Annotated in this window: 15 protein-coding genes; 10 read left to right on the top strand and 5 right to left on the bottom strand. The window is 52.5% G+C overall.

Annotated features, from left to right (window positions below; genetic code table 11):
- Positions 1 to 122: 122 nt before the first annotated feature.
- The gene (locus K3T83_RS34780; RefSeq protein WP_220207501.1) at positions 123 to 335 is read right to left on the bottom strand and encodes a hypothetical protein; all 213 of its coding nucleotides are present in this window, start codon (positions 333 to 335) and stop codon (positions 123 to 125) included.
- Between the two features lie 267 nt (positions 336 to 602).
- On the opposite strand from K3T83_RS34780, the gene K3T83_RS34785 reads away from it, so the two are divergent.
- The 3 genes from K3T83_RS34785 (at position 603) to K3T83_RS34795 (ending at position 5,780) form a co-directional block, all read left to right on the top strand.
- A complete protein-coding gene (locus K3T83_RS34785) occupies positions 603 to 3,809 on the top strand; it encodes a winged helix-turn-helix domain-containing protein (protein WP_220207502.1) in 3,207 nt (1,068 codons plus the stop codon).
- A 142-nt stretch (positions 3,810 to 3,951) separates the two neighbouring features.
- Positions 3,952 to 4,938: an ABC transporter ATP-binding protein gene (locus K3T83_RS34790; protein ID WP_220207503.1), complete on the top strand. Its 987-nt coding sequence runs from the start codon at positions 3,952 to 3,954 to the stop codon at positions 4,936 to 4,938.
- An 11-nt stretch (positions 4,939 to 4,949) separates the two neighbouring features.
- Complete coding sequence (locus tag K3T83_RS34795) at positions 4,950 to 5,780, top strand: ABC transporter permease (protein WP_220207504.1); 831 nt, start codon at positions 4,950 to 4,952, stop codon at positions 5,778 to 5,780.
- Positions 5,781 to 5,897: 117 nt separating this feature from the next.
- On the opposite strand, the gene K3T83_RS34800 is transcribed toward K3T83_RS34795, so the two are convergent.
- Positions 5,898 to 6,284 (bottom strand): MerR family transcriptional regulator, encoded by a 387-nt coding sequence (locus K3T83_RS34800; RefSeq protein ID WP_220207505.1) that lies wholly within the window; start codon positions 6,282 to 6,284, stop codon positions 5,898 to 5,900.
- Positions 6,285 to 6,508: 224 nt separating this feature from the next.
- Between K3T83_RS34800 and K3T83_RS34805 the strand changes: the two genes are divergently transcribed.
- Both K3T83_RS34805 and K3T83_RS34810 read left to right on the top strand, forming a co-directional pair.
- A complete protein-coding gene (locus K3T83_RS34805; protein ID WP_220207506.1) occupies positions 6,509 to 6,931 on the top strand; it encodes a PPOX class F420-dependent oxidoreductase in 423 nt (140 codons plus the stop codon).
- 29 nt (positions 6,932 to 6,960) lie between these two features.
- Complete coding sequence (locus K3T83_RS34810) at positions 6,961 to 7,560, top strand: NADPH-dependent FMN reductase (RefSeq protein WP_220207507.1); 600 nt, start codon at positions 6,961 to 6,963, stop codon at positions 7,558 to 7,560.
- Positions 7,561 to 7,661: 101 nt separating this feature from the next.
- Here K3T83_RS34810 and K3T83_RS34815 read toward each other — a convergent pair whose 3' ends face one another.
- On the bottom strand, positions 7,662 to 8,033 hold the full coding sequence (locus K3T83_RS34815; RefSeq protein WP_220207508.1) for a winged helix-turn-helix domain-containing protein: 372 nt from the start codon (positions 8,031 to 8,033) through the stop codon (positions 7,662 to 7,664).
- Between the two features lie 344 nt (positions 8,034 to 8,377).
- Here K3T83_RS34815 and recD2 point away from each other — a divergent pair, with 344 nt between their 5' ends.
- From recD2 to K3T83_RS34835, 4 genes are all read left to right on the top strand, one after another.
- Positions 8,378 to 10,663 carry an SF1B family DNA helicase RecD2 gene (gene recD2, locus K3T83_RS34820; RefSeq protein ID WP_220207509.1) on the top strand — a complete coding sequence of 762 codons (2,286 nt, stop codon included), beginning with the start codon at positions 8,378 to 8,380 and terminating at the stop codon, positions 10,661 to 10,663.
- Positions 10,664 to 10,814: 151 nt separating this feature from the next.
- Positions 10,815 to 11,732: a sulfurtransferase gene (locus K3T83_RS34825; RefSeq protein WP_220207510.1), complete on the top strand. Its 918-nt coding sequence runs from the start codon at positions 10,815 to 10,817 to the stop codon at positions 11,730 to 11,732.
- 44 nt (positions 11,733 to 11,776) lie between these two features.
- Positions 11,777 to 12,178 carry an iron-sulfur cluster assembly scaffold protein gene (locus K3T83_RS34830; RefSeq protein ID WP_220207511.1) on the top strand — a complete coding sequence of 134 codons (402 nt, stop codon included), beginning with the start codon at positions 11,777 to 11,779 and terminating at the stop codon, positions 12,176 to 12,178.
- Positions 12,179 to 12,294: 116 nt separating this feature from the next.
- The gene (locus K3T83_RS34835) at positions 12,295 to 12,849 is read left to right on the top strand and encodes a GNAT family N-acetyltransferase (protein ID WP_220207512.1); all 555 of its coding nucleotides are present in this window, start codon (positions 12,295 to 12,297) and stop codon (positions 12,847 to 12,849) included.
- 15 nt (positions 12,850 to 12,864) lie between these two features.
- Here the strand turns inward: K3T83_RS34835 and K3T83_RS34840 are convergent, their stop codons facing one another.
- Positions 12,865 to 13,488, bottom strand: coding sequence for a uracil-DNA glycosylase family protein (locus tag K3T83_RS34840; RefSeq protein ID WP_220207513.1), 624 nt, complete (start codon positions 13,486 to 13,488; stop codon positions 12,865 to 12,867).
- Entirely contained in the window at positions 13,481 to 14,095 is a 615-nt protein-coding gene (locus K3T83_RS34845) for a flavin reductase family protein (RefSeq protein ID WP_220207514.1), read from the bottom strand. The genes K3T83_RS34840 and K3T83_RS34845 overlap by 8 nt, the downstream gene beginning before the upstream one ends.
- 310 nt (positions 14,096 to 14,405) lie before the next feature.
- Here K3T83_RS34845 and K3T83_RS34850 point away from each other — a divergent pair, with 310 nt between their 5' ends.
- Positions 14,406 to 15,353, top strand: coding sequence for an NADP-dependent oxidoreductase (locus K3T83_RS34850; RefSeq protein WP_220207515.1), 948 nt, complete (start codon positions 14,406 to 14,408; stop codon positions 15,351 to 15,353).
- Positions 15,354 to 15,359 lie beyond the last annotated feature (6 nt).

Below are 15,359 nucleotides of genomic sequence, written 5' to 3' on the forward strand. Positions count from 1 at the left end.
TATAACCCAGGTTGCCTCACTTCACAACCGTTTAGCCTATCTTCTCTACGCTTGCGAGCGAATCGGTTCTCTATCAGCTCTTCAATCGCGCTTCTCTGCCACTGTTCTGGATCGCCGTTCAGCTATATTTTTGTTGGCTTTTTACGATGAAAGCGCCAGTAAAAAATCGCACTGCCGAGCGAGTAGAGCAGGAAGCATGCGCCGAAGATGATGAGGAGAAGAGACCAGAGAATATGTTCCTGATTGTATGTGATCCAGCCAACGACCAGTAGCACGATTGAGACAAGCATCCATGATACCTCAAGCAAGAGACGGGTGCGGGGAGAATAATTCATATAAGAACCTCCTTGTTGTGTTTTCCACACTTGTATCACGGCCCTCGCTGAGATAAGTTTCACTAATACAGTGTTTGAAACGAATTATGTCTGTTCGCATCATCTTTGTATTACCTAAAGGTGTTCTATGTGATATACTCGTCGAGAAACCGTACTTTTAGGTAATGATTGGTGCATCCTGCCATATTCGGGAGCGCCCAGATAATTTCGTGGATACTCCGAGAATGAAGATCTGGTAATAATAACCAATGCCGGGGAGGAGCATGGATGCCGAGACGAGCGCCTTATTTTGTTCGCTGGTCGCCAGAAGAGCAGCGTTATGAGGTTGGAGCAGCGGATAGCGCGATTCTACCTGGATTGATGCCGGGCGAAACTGGTTGGTTTGCCTGGCTCGATGGTATCACGTCGTTTGCGTTTTATAGTCGCGCTGGCGTCCATTGTACGATGCGCAAAGAGACCATCCAGCGTGGTGGTGCCTACTGGTATGCGTATCGTTCGGTGCAGCGGCGAACCATCAAGCACTATATTGGCCGCACAAACGATCTCTCTGTTCTGCGCCTAGAGGAGGTGGCGGAGCGCTGCACGGATGCGTCATTCCCTCAGATGCCCACTCATGAACAGAGCGGGCCAGAGGAAGTAGATGACCACTCATCTGCAACGCCGCTGCCGCCATTGTTAGAAGCGAGACTGCATCCTCCTCGACTTGCTCCCGAAGTGGCCGAACGTCCACAGTTGTTTGAGCGGCTCGATACGTGGCGCTCGTATAAGTTGACGCTGCTCTGTGCACCGGCTGGTTTTGGTAAGACAACGCTGATCAACTCCTGGCTCTCGACACGCGATCTCACTACTGAGGTGGCGTGGGTCTCGCTGGATGCGGGCGACAATGATCCTGCACGCTTCTGGAGCTGCATCTTTACCGCCTGCCAATCCTGGTCTTCTATTGCTATTCATTATACGCCTCCCCTGCTCCTTTCGCTCTTGCAGATGCCATCTCTCCAAAATGTGTTGATCTCTTTCCTGAATGCTGCTGGGCGCCAGAAGCGGCACCACCTGCTTGTGCTGGATGATTACCATGTCATTTCTGAGCCGCTCATCCACGAAACGCTCAATTTCTGCCTTGCCCATTTGCCGGAGACGCTGCATATTTTGCTGATGACGCGCTCTGAACACGCACTGTCGTTGGGACGGCTGCGTGCAGGCGGTGAGGTCAACGAGATTCAGGTGGCTGATCTACGCTTTTCACAGGCAGAGAGTGCGGCGTTTCTGCAACAGAAGCTTGGCTTTTTGCTCTCGCCAGATGTGCTGGTGGCGCTGGACATGCATCTAGAGGGCTGGGTTGCTGGATTGCGCCTGCTAGTTCTCGCTTTGCAGGGGCAGAAAACGCAGGAGCAGATCGCATATGCGCTCTCGACCTTTCGTGGGAGTCATCGATCCATTCGAGATTATTTCGTCTCTGAGGTGTTGCGCACGCAGCCGGAGCCGCTTCAGCGCTTTTTGCTACTCACCAGCATGTTACCTCGTCTGAATGCCTCTATCTGTGCTGCTGTTACCGGCCAGCAGGATGCCGCTGTGCTGCTAGAGACCGTTGAGCGGGCGAACGTCTTTCTGGAAGCGCTTGATGGCTCCGGCGAGTGGTATCGCTATCATGCCTTCTTTGCAGATGCGATGCAGCACGAGGCACGCCGTCTCCTGGGAGAAGATGAGCTAATCCGGCTCGCGCGCATCGCCAGTGGTTGGCTTGAAGAGCATGGTCTTCTGGCTGATGCCATTGAAGCTGGCTTGAAGGGCAAAGAAACCGAACGTGTTGCCGACTTGATCGAGCGCTATGTGCAGGGGGCGCGTTTGCAGAAGCTTCAAGAATATCACACACTCCATCGCTGGCTGGTACAATTGCCCGAAGCTATCCTCACGCAATCGCCGACGCTGTGCCTGAATTATGCTGTGACGCTGATTTTCAATCGCGAAGGGCCGCGCCCCGATCCGATGGTCCCGGTGCGTATTAAGGCGCTGCTTCAAAGGGCAGAAGAACGTTGGCGTGCTGATGAAAATCTGGTCGGGCTGGGGCAGATCGCCGCGTTTCGCGCCTTTTTTAACTATGAGCGTGGAGAGCGTAGGCAGGCGGTTGTTGATGCCAGGCAAGCGCTATCCTTGTTGCCTGCGAGCGAATCGTTGTGGCGCGGGATGAGCCTGGGGACGCTGGGAATCGATGCGCTTCAGGATGGTCAATTCAACAATGCGCGTTCTCTGTTTGAAGAAATGCATACATCCTGGCAAGTAACGGGCGACCCTCACATCCTTGAAGGTATCATGCTGCTATTAAGCATAATCTGTTTTGTGCAGGGTGAACTGCATCAAGCGCTCAGATATTTTCGTATGATTCTCGACAATACCAACCTGCCTGAGAATCGCCCTGCCTCTCTTGGTGCACGCCTGGGGCTATCGCAAATATATTACGAGTGGAATGATCTGGCGATGGTGAAGCAGCAGATTCAGGCAACCCTTGATCTGGGCAAGCAGTTTCCGACAATCCCCCAGGAAGTGCTTGAGATGCCAATAACACTGGTTCTGGCCTGCATCCGGCATATTGAGGGGGAGACGGAAGCGGCCATTCAACGTTTAACAAAGCTGCTGCCAGAGTTGCGCTCTCGTTCGGATAAGTTCTCTCTCTTCTTTTATCAGGAGGCGCTAAGCTGGTTGGTTCGGCTCTCTCAGGCACACGGAGATCACGCCACTGCCCAGGACTGGGTGCATGATTTCCTCGATCAAGAGCAGCCTGTCTCTCCTGCTTCAAATCCACTCCTGATTGAAGCGCCTGTTGATCCCGAGAGATCTGCTGCACAGAGCCAGGAGGGTTCGATTGAGCATGAATTGGATGTTCCCTTTGTTTTTCGGGAGCAGAGAGCGCTTCTTCGGGCACGCCTGTTGCTTGCTCAAGGAGACACTGGAACGGCGATAGCTGCTTTCAACGATCTGCTTCCGGCAGCACTGGCCGCTGGACGTGGGCGTAGCGTGCTTCAGATGAGATTGCTCCTCGCGCAGGTGTACGCCGCTTGTTCGCGCAGGGAGGAGGCGCATCAGATGTTATTGGAGGCGTTGAAGCTGGGCTATATTGGTGGCTATCTGCGGCTCTTTCTCGATGAGGGCGAGAGCTTGTTGCAACTCTTGCAAGATCTTATGCCCTCGCTGCGTGCCCAGCCCTTGCGCGGCTATGCACAGACCATCCTACAAGCTGTTGCACCTGTAGCCAGCAAATCCTCGCACCCTGTTGTGGTGGAGACGTATGAACCGCTTTCTATGCAGGAGCAGAGAGTCCTGCGCCTGCTTGCGACCGGGCTTTCCAATGTTGAGATTGCGCGCGAACTAGTCGTCTCCGTCAATACCGTGCGCTCCCAGGTGCAGAGCATCTATCGCAAACTGCAAGTCCACAATCGCCACGCTGCCAGTGCCGCCGCTCGCAACCTGCATCTGCTCTAGAGGCAGCCCTGGCAAAAATCATCCGCACTATCGTCAGAAAGGATGATGTGCTTTCATCCATCTTTGCACTACACTTTCCACAGAAGCAAATAGATCTTCTTCATTGTTTATTGTTTGTTTGGAAAGGCTATGCGTGTCGAAGATGTCTCAAGAATTATTGATATTACCTGACGACGCCGCGCAAGTGATGCCGGCTACTCCTATTATTACCGTCGAGAATCTGGTTAAGCGCTACAAAAAAGCGGAGAAAAATGCGGTCGACGGCATTTCGTTTTCAGTAGCTCCGGGGGCGCTGTTCGCGCTGTTGGGGCCAAATGGTTCTGGCAAGACGACGACCATTTCGATGTTGACAACGACCCTCGCACTGACCTCTGGCACTGTGCGTATCGCTGGCTACAATCTGGAAACGCAATCGCATCAGATTCGCCGCCAGATCGGTATCGTTTTCCAGAAACCCAGCCTGGATCTCAATCTGACCGCTGAGGAGAATGTGCGCCTGCATGCCACCCTCTACGGCCTTTATCCCTATCGCCCGACGTTTCGCTTAATGCCCCGGGCGTACCGCGCCCAGGTGCAGGAATTGGCGCAACTGCTGGGGATTGAAGATGTGCTCTTTAAGCCAGTCAAGGGTTTTTCGGGCGGCATGAAGCGCAAACTTGAAATCGTGCGCAGTCTGCTGCATCGTCCCGCCGTTCTTTTTCTGGACGAGCCAACAACTGGCCTTGACCCGGAGAGTCGTCGCGGCCTGTGGGACCATTTGCGCCAGGTGCGCGCGGAGAGCGGAACGACAGTCTTCCTGACCACTCACTACCTCGAAGAGGCCGAGGGTGCTGATAGCGTCCTGATCATCAATCGCGGCCAGATTGTGAGTGCTGGCACGCCGCTACAAATCAAGACCGAACTGACGCAGCCGATGCTCTTTATCGATGCCCCGGACCGCGAGCAGCTCCGCACCGAGCTACAACAACTGGATATTGCTTTTAAAGAGGACGATCGTTTCTCTCTAGTGCTTGAGAGTCGCGATATTCATCAATTACTCAAAAAGATTATGACCCCATTGAGCGTGGTACAGACGCATACGCCAACATTGGAGGATGCGTACTTACAAATCATCAAACAAGAAGACTAGGAGACAACACTATGAGCATCTCTTCCATATACGAGAAGACGAATCAGGGCAGGCGGCTCAATATCACATGGAACGCTATTCTGACCATTGCGGGGCGCGATGTTACACGGTTTGTACGCGAACCGATGCGCCTGGCCTTCTCGCTGATTCTCCCTCTTATTCTGATCGGCGGGCTGGCAGGGCCGATGCAGAGCAGTTTTGGTAGTGCCGTGCATTATAGTTTGATTACATTTAGTATGACCGGCCTGCTGGCAATGACGCTGTTTCAGACTGCTATGAGCGGTTTGATGTCGCTGATCGAGGATCGGGAGAACGACTTCACTCAAGAGCTATTCATCGCCCCCATTTCGCGCTATGCCATTGTCTTTGGCAAGATACTTGGCGAATCGCTGGTGGCACTGGTTCAGGGCGTCGTGCTTGTGCTGGTGGGCGTGTTGCTCTTTCATGTTCCGATGTCGTTCTCCACGCTGCTCTTTATTGTGCCCGTCTCGCTGATTAGCTGTCTGCTTGGTGGTGCCTTTGGCGTGTTGCTGGTCTCGCTTTTTAGCAACCAGAGAACGGCCAATATGGTGATGCCCTTTCTGATGTTTCCACAGTTTTTCCTGGCTGGCATCTTTTTGCCGGTGCGTTCGTTGCCCTGGTATCTGGATATCCTATCCAGGATCACACCGATGCGCTATGCCGTCGATCTCATGCGCGGCGTCTTCTATGCAGGGCGACCAGAGGCGGCAGATGTGCTGCTCATGCACCCAATATTCAATCTCATCATCATCGCTGTGCTGTTCACGCTGTTTCTCTGCATCGGGACGTTTTTCTTTGTCCGTGCTGAGCGCAACCGCTAAGGTGAGGTGTGTCATGGAGAGATCACATCTTCATCAAGTAGCGGCAAAACACCGCCATTCTACTGCGGGTGGCGGTGTCTCGAAATAGTGCGCTCATTATAAAGTTCTGCATATATTTCACCTGCTCTCCGCTTTCTGCCGGGGACACATCGTGCCATGTTCTTTCGCATGCATGAGATCGGTCATATGGGTTCGCATCTGCTCCAATTGCGCTATTCTGTGGTTGATATCGACGATCTTCTGGTGTAGAAACGCAAGCTGCTGTTCAGTTGTCCAGCCGCCGGTCGCCTCTGGATCGGAGAATGCTTTGAGTTCCGCTAACGTGAACCCTGATGCCTGACCAGCTTTGAGATGTAGAAGATATTGCACAGCATCCTCGGTATAGTCTCGATAATTATTGGCTCTGCGCCGTATATAGCGTTGATCGAGAAAGCCCTCTCTCTCATAAAAGCGGATCGTTTGCGGCGTTAATCCTGTCCTTTCTGCCAGTTCTTTGATTAACATCGGTTTTCCTCCTCAAAAAGACTTGACCTTATAGACGACTATATAGTTTATACTTCCAGCATGCGCAGGACAAGGGCCAGGGAAGTGCTAAAGATAGCGATGATGCCCAGGTAGAACGTGATGAACACAAGAATGTGTGTCCAGCATAATTAGGAAAGAAGAGTTGACAGGTTGACCCGATGAGAAGGATGTGCCTGCTCTATCCAGGAAGGAAAGGGAAAAGGATGAGTATATTCACGGCAGCAGAAATTGAGTATTTGCAGAGCCAGCGCCTTGGCAGGCTGGCGACGACCAACGAGAGGGGAGACCTGCACGTCGTCCCCGTTGGCTTTCGCTACAATCCAGAGCATGATTGCATCGATATTGGCGGGATGAATATTGTGCCAAGCAAGAAATATCGCGAGGCGGTGCGTCATGGGCGTGTGGCCTTCGTTGTCGATGATGTCTTGCCGCCCTGGAGACCGCGCTTCGTTGAGGTGCGAGGAACCGTCCAGGCGTTTCCAGAGGGAGGAAAGGAGATCGTAAAGGACTTCGCGCCTGATATCCTGAGAATCACCCCCACGCATATTGTTTCGATGGGCGTCGATGATGATGTTGTGCATCCCGGAGAAGGGAGAGTAAACTATAATAGCCGTAAGGTGAAGTAAATACAGAATGGGTTCATGTAGGAGTATTGATGAGTACAAAACCGCATATTTTAGTCGTGTTTGGGAGTACGCGCCAGGGGCGCAGAGGTGAAGTCGTCGTTGATTGGCTAAGAGATAAGCTGGCAACGCGTACCGATGCGACCTTCGAGTTTGTTGATTTGCGTGAAATCCCGCTTTCTTTCTTTGATTCTCCCGCCTCGCCAGCACGTGGGTCTATCGCGCCCGAAGCCGCGCAATGGGCCGAGCAGGTTGATCGAGCTGATGGCTTTATTTTTGTGACTCCCGAATACAATCATAGCTATTCGGCGGTTCTCAAGAACGCCATCGATCATCTTTATATGCAATGGGTGCATAAGCCAGGTGCCATTGTCAGCTACGGCGGCATGTCCGCAGGGTATCGAGCAGCAGAACAGTTACGTCTGGTGCTGGTCGAGCTAAAGATGGTGCCCATCCGCGAACAGATGGGTATCTCGCTTGTTCCTGGTGTGGTTCCTCACATTGCCGATCAGCCTGACTCGCCCGGTGGGGCATTTCTTGAGAGAGCATACAGCGGGATGATGACCGAGCTGTTATGGTGGGCCAACGCGCTCATCCCCGCGCGCCAACGTGATCGGGAGCAGCAGAGCTAGTTTGGAATTTTCAAATGATATATCTGGCAGGTTCTTCAACGAGGAAGATCTGCCGGGTTGTGCTGGTTTCTGTTCTTACGAAGTGGAAAGAATGGCAGCGTTCATGGCTGTTCTGTTTCAGGCGAGGAGGTGTTCGATGCCATTATCTCAAGAAATGTCAAACGGCCAGCCTCTGTGATTTCGAGGACACCCTTTGGGGAAGTCGATTTCAAGAGACCCTCTTCCACCATTTTATGACTTTGCCAGGCGGCATTTTGCCGCCACTGGATGTGTTCACCGCGACGGACGCGGCGACTGTAGGGATACTCATGATTCTTCTGGTAATCGTCTTCTGTCAAAGTATCCTTCATGATGGCACCCACACGGTCAAAGACCTTGTTCTTGTGAGCTGACCCGCCCAGTTCCATCAGTGCTCTCAAAAGGGGCTTACGGTACGCTGAGACAGGCGTACATCCGAAACGATAAGACTCCATAGCTGCTCTCTCCTCCTTACATACAAGCAACTCGTCGGGCAAGCCTCGACCAGCTAACAGACGGGATTTTCTCGGCTTTCAGAGCATCCATCGCTTGCCTCGTGAGCTTTATATCACTGAGGCGAGATGGCTGTCAACGGGGATACGAGATCGAGCGGTATGCTCACGAAACCTGGACAAGAACGGGCATTCCACAGTATTATAAAGCTAGTTCGTGACCGCAACGTCAGGCAAAAGAAAGAATAACAAGATATTGGAGGTTTGGGGGAAACAACATCATCTCAAGGTTCCTCATCCTCAATTGAGCGTACATAGAGAGCGTCTATTCTAGAGAACAGGTCAGTATGCCAACACTTGAAGGATCTGTCGAGAGTATTGTCTTTCGGAATGAAGATAATCATTATACGGTTGCGCGTTTTCGCCTCAATGATCGTGGACGGCTGTTTCGCGATGATCTGACCACCATTGTTGGTGCCTTGCCTGGCATTCACGTGGGAGAGTTGCTGACCGTCGAGGGCGAGTGGGAGAACGATCCGCGCTATGGCCGCCAGTTGCATGTCGCTAGCTTTACGCAGCGCCTTCCCGCCTCCACCGATGGCATCATTCGCTACCTCAGCTCCGGTCTGATTAAGGGGATCGGACCCAAGAAGGCGCAATTGATCGTGAATCATTTTGGCGAGCAAACCTTAGCGATTATCGAGCAGCAGCCGGAGCGTCTCAGTGAGGTCAGAGGGATCGGGGCGAAGGATCGCGATCAGATCATCAAAACATGGGCCGAACAGAGCGAAATTAAAGAGTTGCACCTCTTTCTGCAATCGCATGAAGTTTCGATCAATGTCGCAACCCGCGTCTATAAACAATATGGCAAAGAGTCTATTTCTGTTATTCGCGAGAACCCCTATCAACTGGCACAGGACGTGCATGGCATCGGGTTTCGTACCGCCGACGATATCGCCATCAAGCTGGGCCTGCCCTCTGACAGCTTGCCACGCTTGCTCTCCGGCCTGAAATATGTCTTGACGCAAGCTGCGAATGAGGATGGGCATTGCTTCCTGTTGGAGCGCGATCTGGTGCGCCGCGCCGCCGATATTCTCCAGGCTCCTCAAGCAACCGTACTGGCAGCGATAGAGCAGTCGCGCAACGATCCCGAAATCTTTATCGAACCCGCGCCCGTCGATACTCAGGAGGTCGAACTTGCTCAGGACGATGACGATGAAGTGGCGATCCCTGCCCAGCGCATCTATTATGGTCCGTTCTGGTATGGAGAGAGCGGTTCTGCGCGCCTCCTGAAACGTCTGATGCAATCTGAGAGCTGTTTGCCACCTGCACCTCAGCAGTTGTGGGAAAACGTCTTTAGCCAGCTCAAGCAGAGGCGTAACATGCACCTGACCGAAAAGCAGCAAACTGCGGTTAAAATGGCGTATGGGCAGAAGGTATGCATCCTGACTGGTGGACCCGGCACTGGCAAATCGACCTCGCTGCGGGCGCTGTTGCTGCTGTTGCGCAAACGCAAGATCGATGTGGCACTGGCGGCACCTACCGGGCGAGCTGCTAAGCGTCTGACCGAGGCCACCGGAACGCAGGGGACCGAGTTGCAGGCAAAAACGTTGCATCGCCTGCTCGAATATGCGCCGCACGATAATAGTTATCAGCGCAACGAGCATAACCCGCTGCCCCATCAGTTTGTGATTGTCGATGAGTTCTCGATGGTCGATATTTTGCTCTTCTACCATCTCTTAAAAGCGCTTCCATCTGAATCTCATTTGCTGCTCGTTGGCGATGCCGATCAATTGCCCTCTGTGGGGCCGGGCAATGTCTTGCGCGATCTTTTGAAAAGCGAGGCGATTCCCACCGTGCGGCTGACCGAACTCTTCCGTCAGGCCCAGCAGAGCAAGATCATCGTTAACGCTCACCGCATCAATAGTGGGCATATGCCCTCAATGAAGATCGAAGCGACCAGCGATTTTTTCTTTATGGCGGAAGAAGATCCCATACGCGCTCAACAACTGATCCTCGATCTGGTGCAGCGTCGCCTGCCCGCTCGTTATCGTTTCCATTCCCAGACGGACATTCAGGTACTCGCGCCGATGTACAAGGGGCCGGTCGGCGTCAGCATCCTCAATCAGAAGCTCCAGGAGCGGCTCAATCCCGACGCAGCTGCCCAGATAGAGTGGGGGGATAAGCTCTTCCGGGTTGGCGATAAGGTCATGCAGACGCGCAACAATTACGACAAAGGTGTCTTTAACGGCGACGTGGGCTGGATTCGCCGTATCAATCGCGACGATTCTACGCTCAATGTCGAGTTTCTAGAAGATGCCGGGCCGCTGCTGGTGAGCTATGATTTTCATGAACTGGATGAACTGGTGCTGGCATATGCCGTGACCGTCCATAAGAGCCAGGGGAGCGAGTATCCGGCGGTAGTGCTGCCATTATTTCGAGAACATCGCATGCTATTGCAGCGTAATCTCTTGTATACTGCTATCACACGTGCAAAGCGTTTTTGCGTTTTAGTAGGCCAACCATATGCTCTAGAATTAGCTGTGCATAACGACCGAGTTGCATTACGTAATACCGGGCTATTAGAGCGTTTACTGTTGTTGTGTCAGGGTGGTACAAAGACCCTTGTTTAAATCCGACTTGCGGGGTAGAATATCATCATACAACCTGAATAAAGAGGAACACTCTTTCAGGTTTTTCATTTTACTCCCTATTCACTTTTCACAGACCATAAGACGCCTGTGCGTGATGTCATAAGAATTTGCAGGAAGGATTGAGTTGTGTATGGCTGACATTAGAACGGCCATTTTTGATAGAAAGACTGAAGCCAGCGCTGAGACGGGAGAGTATTTGAGCGCGTCATCTGGTTATGCGTACCCGGACGTGCTGGTAGAGACTGATTGGGTTGCAGAGCATCTCTCCGATCCCGCTGTTCGCTTGATTGAAGCCGACGAAGATGTCATATTATATGAAGTTGGTCATATTCCTGGTGCCGTGAAGCTTGATTGGCAGGTGGATGTTCAGGACCATATCAATCGTGATTTTATTGACCAGCAGAGATTTGCGCAATTAATGAACCGCTGGGGAATAACCAATGACACTATGCTGGTTTTCTATGGTGATAAAAATAACTGGTATGCTTGCTATTCGTTCTGGCTCTTTAGCATGTATGGTCATACAAAAATAAAAGTGATGAATGGTGGTCGTACGAAATGGGAGGCGGAAAGACGCCTGCTGACGAGAGAGGTTCCGCATTACGAAGCCTGTGTCTACCACGCGCAGGCTCCCGACGAGACTATCCGTGTGTTTCGCGATGATGTGATCTTTGGCCTGAAAAATCCCGGACGCCGTTTGCTTGATGTGCGTTCGCAGCAGGAATATGCGGGCGAGCTATCCCCAACGGCGGAATATTCACACGAGGAGGCGCAGCGCAGTGGTCATATCCCAGGAGCCAGAAACGTGCCCTGGAACAGCGCAATCAACGAAGATGGCACCTTCAAATCGGCTGAGGAGTTGCGGCGGATTTATAGCTGTCAGGATATCACGCCAGATAACGAGGTAGTTACGTATTGTCAGATTGGTGAACGCGCGGCACATAGCTGGTTTGTGCTCGCAAAGCTGCTCGGTTATCCGCGTGTGCGCAACTACGATGGCTCCTGGACCGAATGGGGCAATATCGCTGGTCTGCCCGTTGAGAAGTAGCTGTTGAGTAGCAAGTAGACGCTGAAATGTGAAGGAGAAAACTGATGGATCGTCAAGAGGCGATAGATTTTTTAATGGATCACTACGAAAATCCGCGCAACCATGCTCCTCTCGCAAACCCTGACGTGAGCCTGAGCGGTGGCAATCCGGGATGTGCCGATGTAATCACGATGCAGGCGCGCTTTGGTGCTGATGGCAAGGTTGAAGAGGTCGCCTGGGAGGGCGAAGGTTGTACCATCAGTCGTGCAGCTGCCTCATATGTGACAGAACTTGTGCAGGGATTGACGCCCGAAGAGATCGAGGCGATGAGCTTTGAGGATCTCATTAACGATTTGGGTAGAGAGTTGGTCATGACAAGGCCAACTTGTGCAACACTTGCCCTGGGAACGCTCAAGCGTGGCGTACACGAGTATCATATGCATAACAAAGCTAATCAGGAAGGCTAGCACTTATCCTTTATGACCAAGCAGTAGCGTAACGCTGCTGCTTTCTTTTGTCTTGCCTACCTTATTTTCATGACAGGCATATTTTATTTTTTATCTATCATTTGGAGAAGATTTTCATGTTTACCTACGATCTGGGCGATGGTGCTTCGTTACGCATACTTGAGATGTGGCATGCTCCAGAATTGCTGACGTTTGTGCAGGAGAATCGCGCCTATCTTGGCGAGTGGCTTGGTTGGGCGAACGAGATGCAGACAGAAGGTGATGCGCAGCACTTTATCAAACGTGGTATCACGCGCTTCTACGAAGATGGTCTGCCCTGGGTTGGTATATGGCTCAACGATCAGATGGTTGGTGGCGTTCTGTTCTTCCCCATTGATCACCATATACGCGCAACCGAGGTCGGCTACTGGCTTGGTCAGCAAGCTGCCGGGCGAGGACTGATGACACGCTCCCTGAGAGCCATGCTGCGCTATCCGTTTGACTTGTTCCATTTAAATCGTGTGGGACTTCAGGCCGATGTCAGGAACGTACGGTCGCACACCGTGGCCGAGCGACTCGGTTTTACCTTTGAAGGGATTCGCCGCCAGGTTTGGGAACATAATGGTCAGATGGTCGATATGGCGAGCTACTCGCTGCTTGCCGATGAGTGGAGGGCGCAAGCCCACTCATAAGACGATCCAGCTATATTAGACAAAATAGGTTGTGCGCCAATTCGCCAGCAGCGCCAGGGCTGCATGCAATAATTGCTGATGTTCTGGCGCGTTGAGCCAGCGGCTCACACCTGATGGATGCGGTAGCGGCAGGAAAAATATGCTGTCACGCTCCTGATAGGTGCCGATGATATCCTCCAACCTCCCCTTGCCAAAAAATGCCTCTATTGCCATACTGCCAACCAGCAGTACCACTTTGGGTTGGACAAGCCGCAATTCTGCTTCGAGATAGGGGCGACAGAGCGCAACCTCTTGCAGCGAGGGGCGACGATCACCGTTTCCACGCGGATTTTTGCCCGGATCGCAGCGAGTGAGCGAGCTAAGATAGGTATGCTCATGAAGATAGCCAGGGGGAAATCCGGCCTGTTCGAGCCACTTTTGCAAGATGCGTCCCCCCGGTCCACTGAATGGCCTGTCCTGAGCGACGGAACGATGACCGGGAGCCTGCCCGATCACAAAGAGCTGGTCCTCCACCTGTCCGCTTACAATCGGGTGTGCTCTGGCAATATATCCCTGCTCCTGACAGAGGCGGCAGGCAAGGAGGCGCTGCTGGAGAAGAGTGAGCGCGGAGGCCCTCTCTGTCAGAGATACATTACCCATGCTTTTCTGCATGCTCGGTTGGTTCTATCTCGCTGGGATGATGATATGCACGCCCCAGATGCCGATATTGTGCCTTGTAATAGACGAGTGGCGGAATATCGTCGCTCGATCCATTCATGCCAGCAGGTGGTAATGTCGAGATCGCCTTATCTGTCTCTTCCGCGAAAATTGCATGCTCTCCCATGCCCATTGCCACCACCTGACCAACAAAAATGGCATGGTCCCCGCCCGGATATTCGGCTGTCATACGTGCGTCAATAAAAGCCAGCGAGCCGTCAAGAATGGGTACCCCTGTAACTGCGGTGTGATAGGAGGCGTGGCAAAAGCGGTCAAACCGCTCCTCAGAATGCGTCGAGAAGCAGCGCGAAAGATATTCTTGCTCGGCAGTGAGCATATTTACGGCGAAGGACTGACTTGCACGGATGAGCGGGATGGCCTGGCTGTTGAGATCAATACACACAAGTATCAGTGGTGGATTGAGCGATACAGAGCAAAACGCGTTCACCGTCAATCCCGCCAATGTTTCCTCATGTTTGGTTGTGACTACTGTAACGCCAGTAGCAAAGCGACCCATCACCTGTCGAAAGAAATCTTTCTCAATTGCCATCGATTAGTCCTTTGAATAACGCTCCTCTTTCTCACTTGCTTATAATTAGTAAGGAGCGACCTTGTTTTACTCTGTAGTATCGTCCGTAAATAGATACCTTGTCAACTGACCATCTGGACAGGTTCGTCCAAGTTTTGCTCGCTACTGTCCCAAAACAATACCATAGAAATGTTTTATCTATCCTGTCAGATCCTCCTGACCTGTACTAAGGTTTTATAAGTTCCTGTCCTTTCGTACATAGGCTTTTGTGCTGAGGTCAGGTAAAGTATTTGTGTGAAAAGCACAAAATGCGAAGGAGATATTTGTATATATGGCAAATGAAGTGATGCAGGCGATACGTGTTCATCAATATGGCGAGCCGGAGCAGCTTCAACTGGAGGTGGTGCCTCGCCCTGTGCCGAAAGAGGGCGAAGCGCTGGTGAAGATACATGCGACCGGAGTCCTGCCTATCGAGTGGAAGATTCGTAGCGGTACCTTTCGGAATTATATGCCCGCCACCTTTCCCTATATCCCTGGAAGCGCTTTTGCCGGAATCGTTGAGCAGGTCGGCTCGGGTGTCACGACATTTCAGAAGGGGCAGGCGGTTTTTGGTCGCACCAACAATGGGGGATACGCTGAATATACAATTGTAGCTACCGAAACGCTGGCCCTCAAACCTGAAGCGCTCAGCTTTGCGGAGGCGGCGAGTATTTCAGGTGGTGCGACGGTGGCCTGGACTGCGCTCTTTGAATGTGCGGAGTTACAAGCCGGGCAGAGCATTCTGATTCATGGAGCAGCTGGCGGTGTGGGAGCTTTTGCCGTCCAGTTCGCCAGAGACAGAGGCGCGCATGTGATCGGCACCGCCTCCTCTGCCAATCAAGCGTTTGTAGCTGCTCTGGGAGCGGAGAGGGTGATTGATTATGCGACCACTCCATTTGAGCAGGTAGTGCGCGATGTGGATGTGGTGCTGGACACGATAGGAGGCGATGTGTTGCGACGCTCTATGCAGATAGTGAAACCGGGCGGAATCGTGGTCTCGCTGCTTGAGGAGCCATCTCAGGACCAAGCGCGAGCGCTAAGAATTCGTGCGATGAAAAACACGGCCTCGCTGCCCTTTCCCTCTACACAGCTCTTGCAGACCATTGCACACTTGATCGACGAGGGGCAGGTCAAAGCCACCATCGCGCACATCTTCCCGTTGCGCGAAGCTTCTCTCGCCCATGCGTTGAGTCAGAACGGTCATGGGCACGGGCGTATTGTGTTACATGTTGCGGATTAGATCCGG

The sequence above is a fragment of the Reticulibacter mediterranei genome, assembly GCF_016587455.1.

Bases quoted from the DNA above. Each gene is read 5' to 3' on its own strand.
- K3T83_RS34805 (WP_220207506.1), top strand. From the start codon at position 6,509: ATGAGTATATTCACGGCAGCAGAAATTGAGTATTTGCAGAGCCAGCGC.
- K3T83_RS34830 (WP_220207511.1), top strand. From the start codon at position 11,777: ATGGATCGTCAAGAGGCGATAGATTTTTTAATGGATCACTACGAAAAT.
- K3T83_RS34840 (WP_220207513.1), bottom strand. From the start codon at position 13,488: ATGGGTAATGTATCTCTGACAGAGAGGGCCTCCGCGCTCACTCTTCTC.
- recD2 (WP_220207509.1), top strand. From the start codon at position 8,378: ATGCCAACACTTGAAGGATCTGTCGAGAGTATTGTCTTTCGGAATGAA.
- K3T83_RS34795 (WP_220207504.1), top strand. From the start codon at position 4,950: ATGAGCATCTCTTCCATATACGAGAAGACGAATCAGGGCAGGCGGCTC.
- K3T83_RS34800 (WP_220207505.1), bottom strand. From the start codon at position 6,284: ATGTTAATCAAAGAACTGGCAGAAAGGACAGGATTAACGCCGCAAACG.
- K3T83_RS34825 (WP_220207510.1), top strand. From the start codon at position 10,815: ATGGCTGACATTAGAACGGCCATTTTTGATAGAAAGACTGAAGCCAGC.
- K3T83_RS34835 (WP_220207512.1), top strand. From the start codon at position 12,295: ATGTTTACCTACGATCTGGGCGATGGTGCTTCGTTACGCATACTTGAG.
- K3T83_RS34810 (WP_220207507.1), top strand. From the start codon at position 6,961: ATGAGTACAAAACCGCATATTTTAGTCGTGTTTGGGAGTACGCGCCAG.
- K3T83_RS34785 (WP_220207502.1), top strand. From the start codon at position 603: ATGCCGAGACGAGCGCCTTATTTTGTTCGCTGGTCGCCAGAAGAGCAG.
- K3T83_RS34845 (WP_220207514.1), bottom strand. From the start codon at position 14,095: ATGGCAATTGAGAAAGATTTCTTTCGACAGGTGATGGGTCGCTTTGCT.
- K3T83_RS34815 (WP_220207508.1), bottom strand. From the start codon at position 8,033: ATGGAGTCTTATCGTTTCGGATGTACGCCTGTCTCAGCGTACCGTAAG.
- K3T83_RS34790 (WP_220207503.1), top strand. From the start codon at position 3,952: ATGTCTCAAGAATTATTGATATTACCTGACGACGCCGCGCAAGTGATG.
- K3T83_RS34780 (WP_220207501.1), bottom strand. From the start codon at position 335: ATGAATTATTCTCCCCGCACCCGTCTCTTGCTTGAGGTATCATGGATG.
- K3T83_RS34850 (WP_220207515.1), top strand. From the start codon at position 14,406: ATGGCAAATGAAGTGATGCAGGCGATACGTGTTCATCAATATGGCGAG.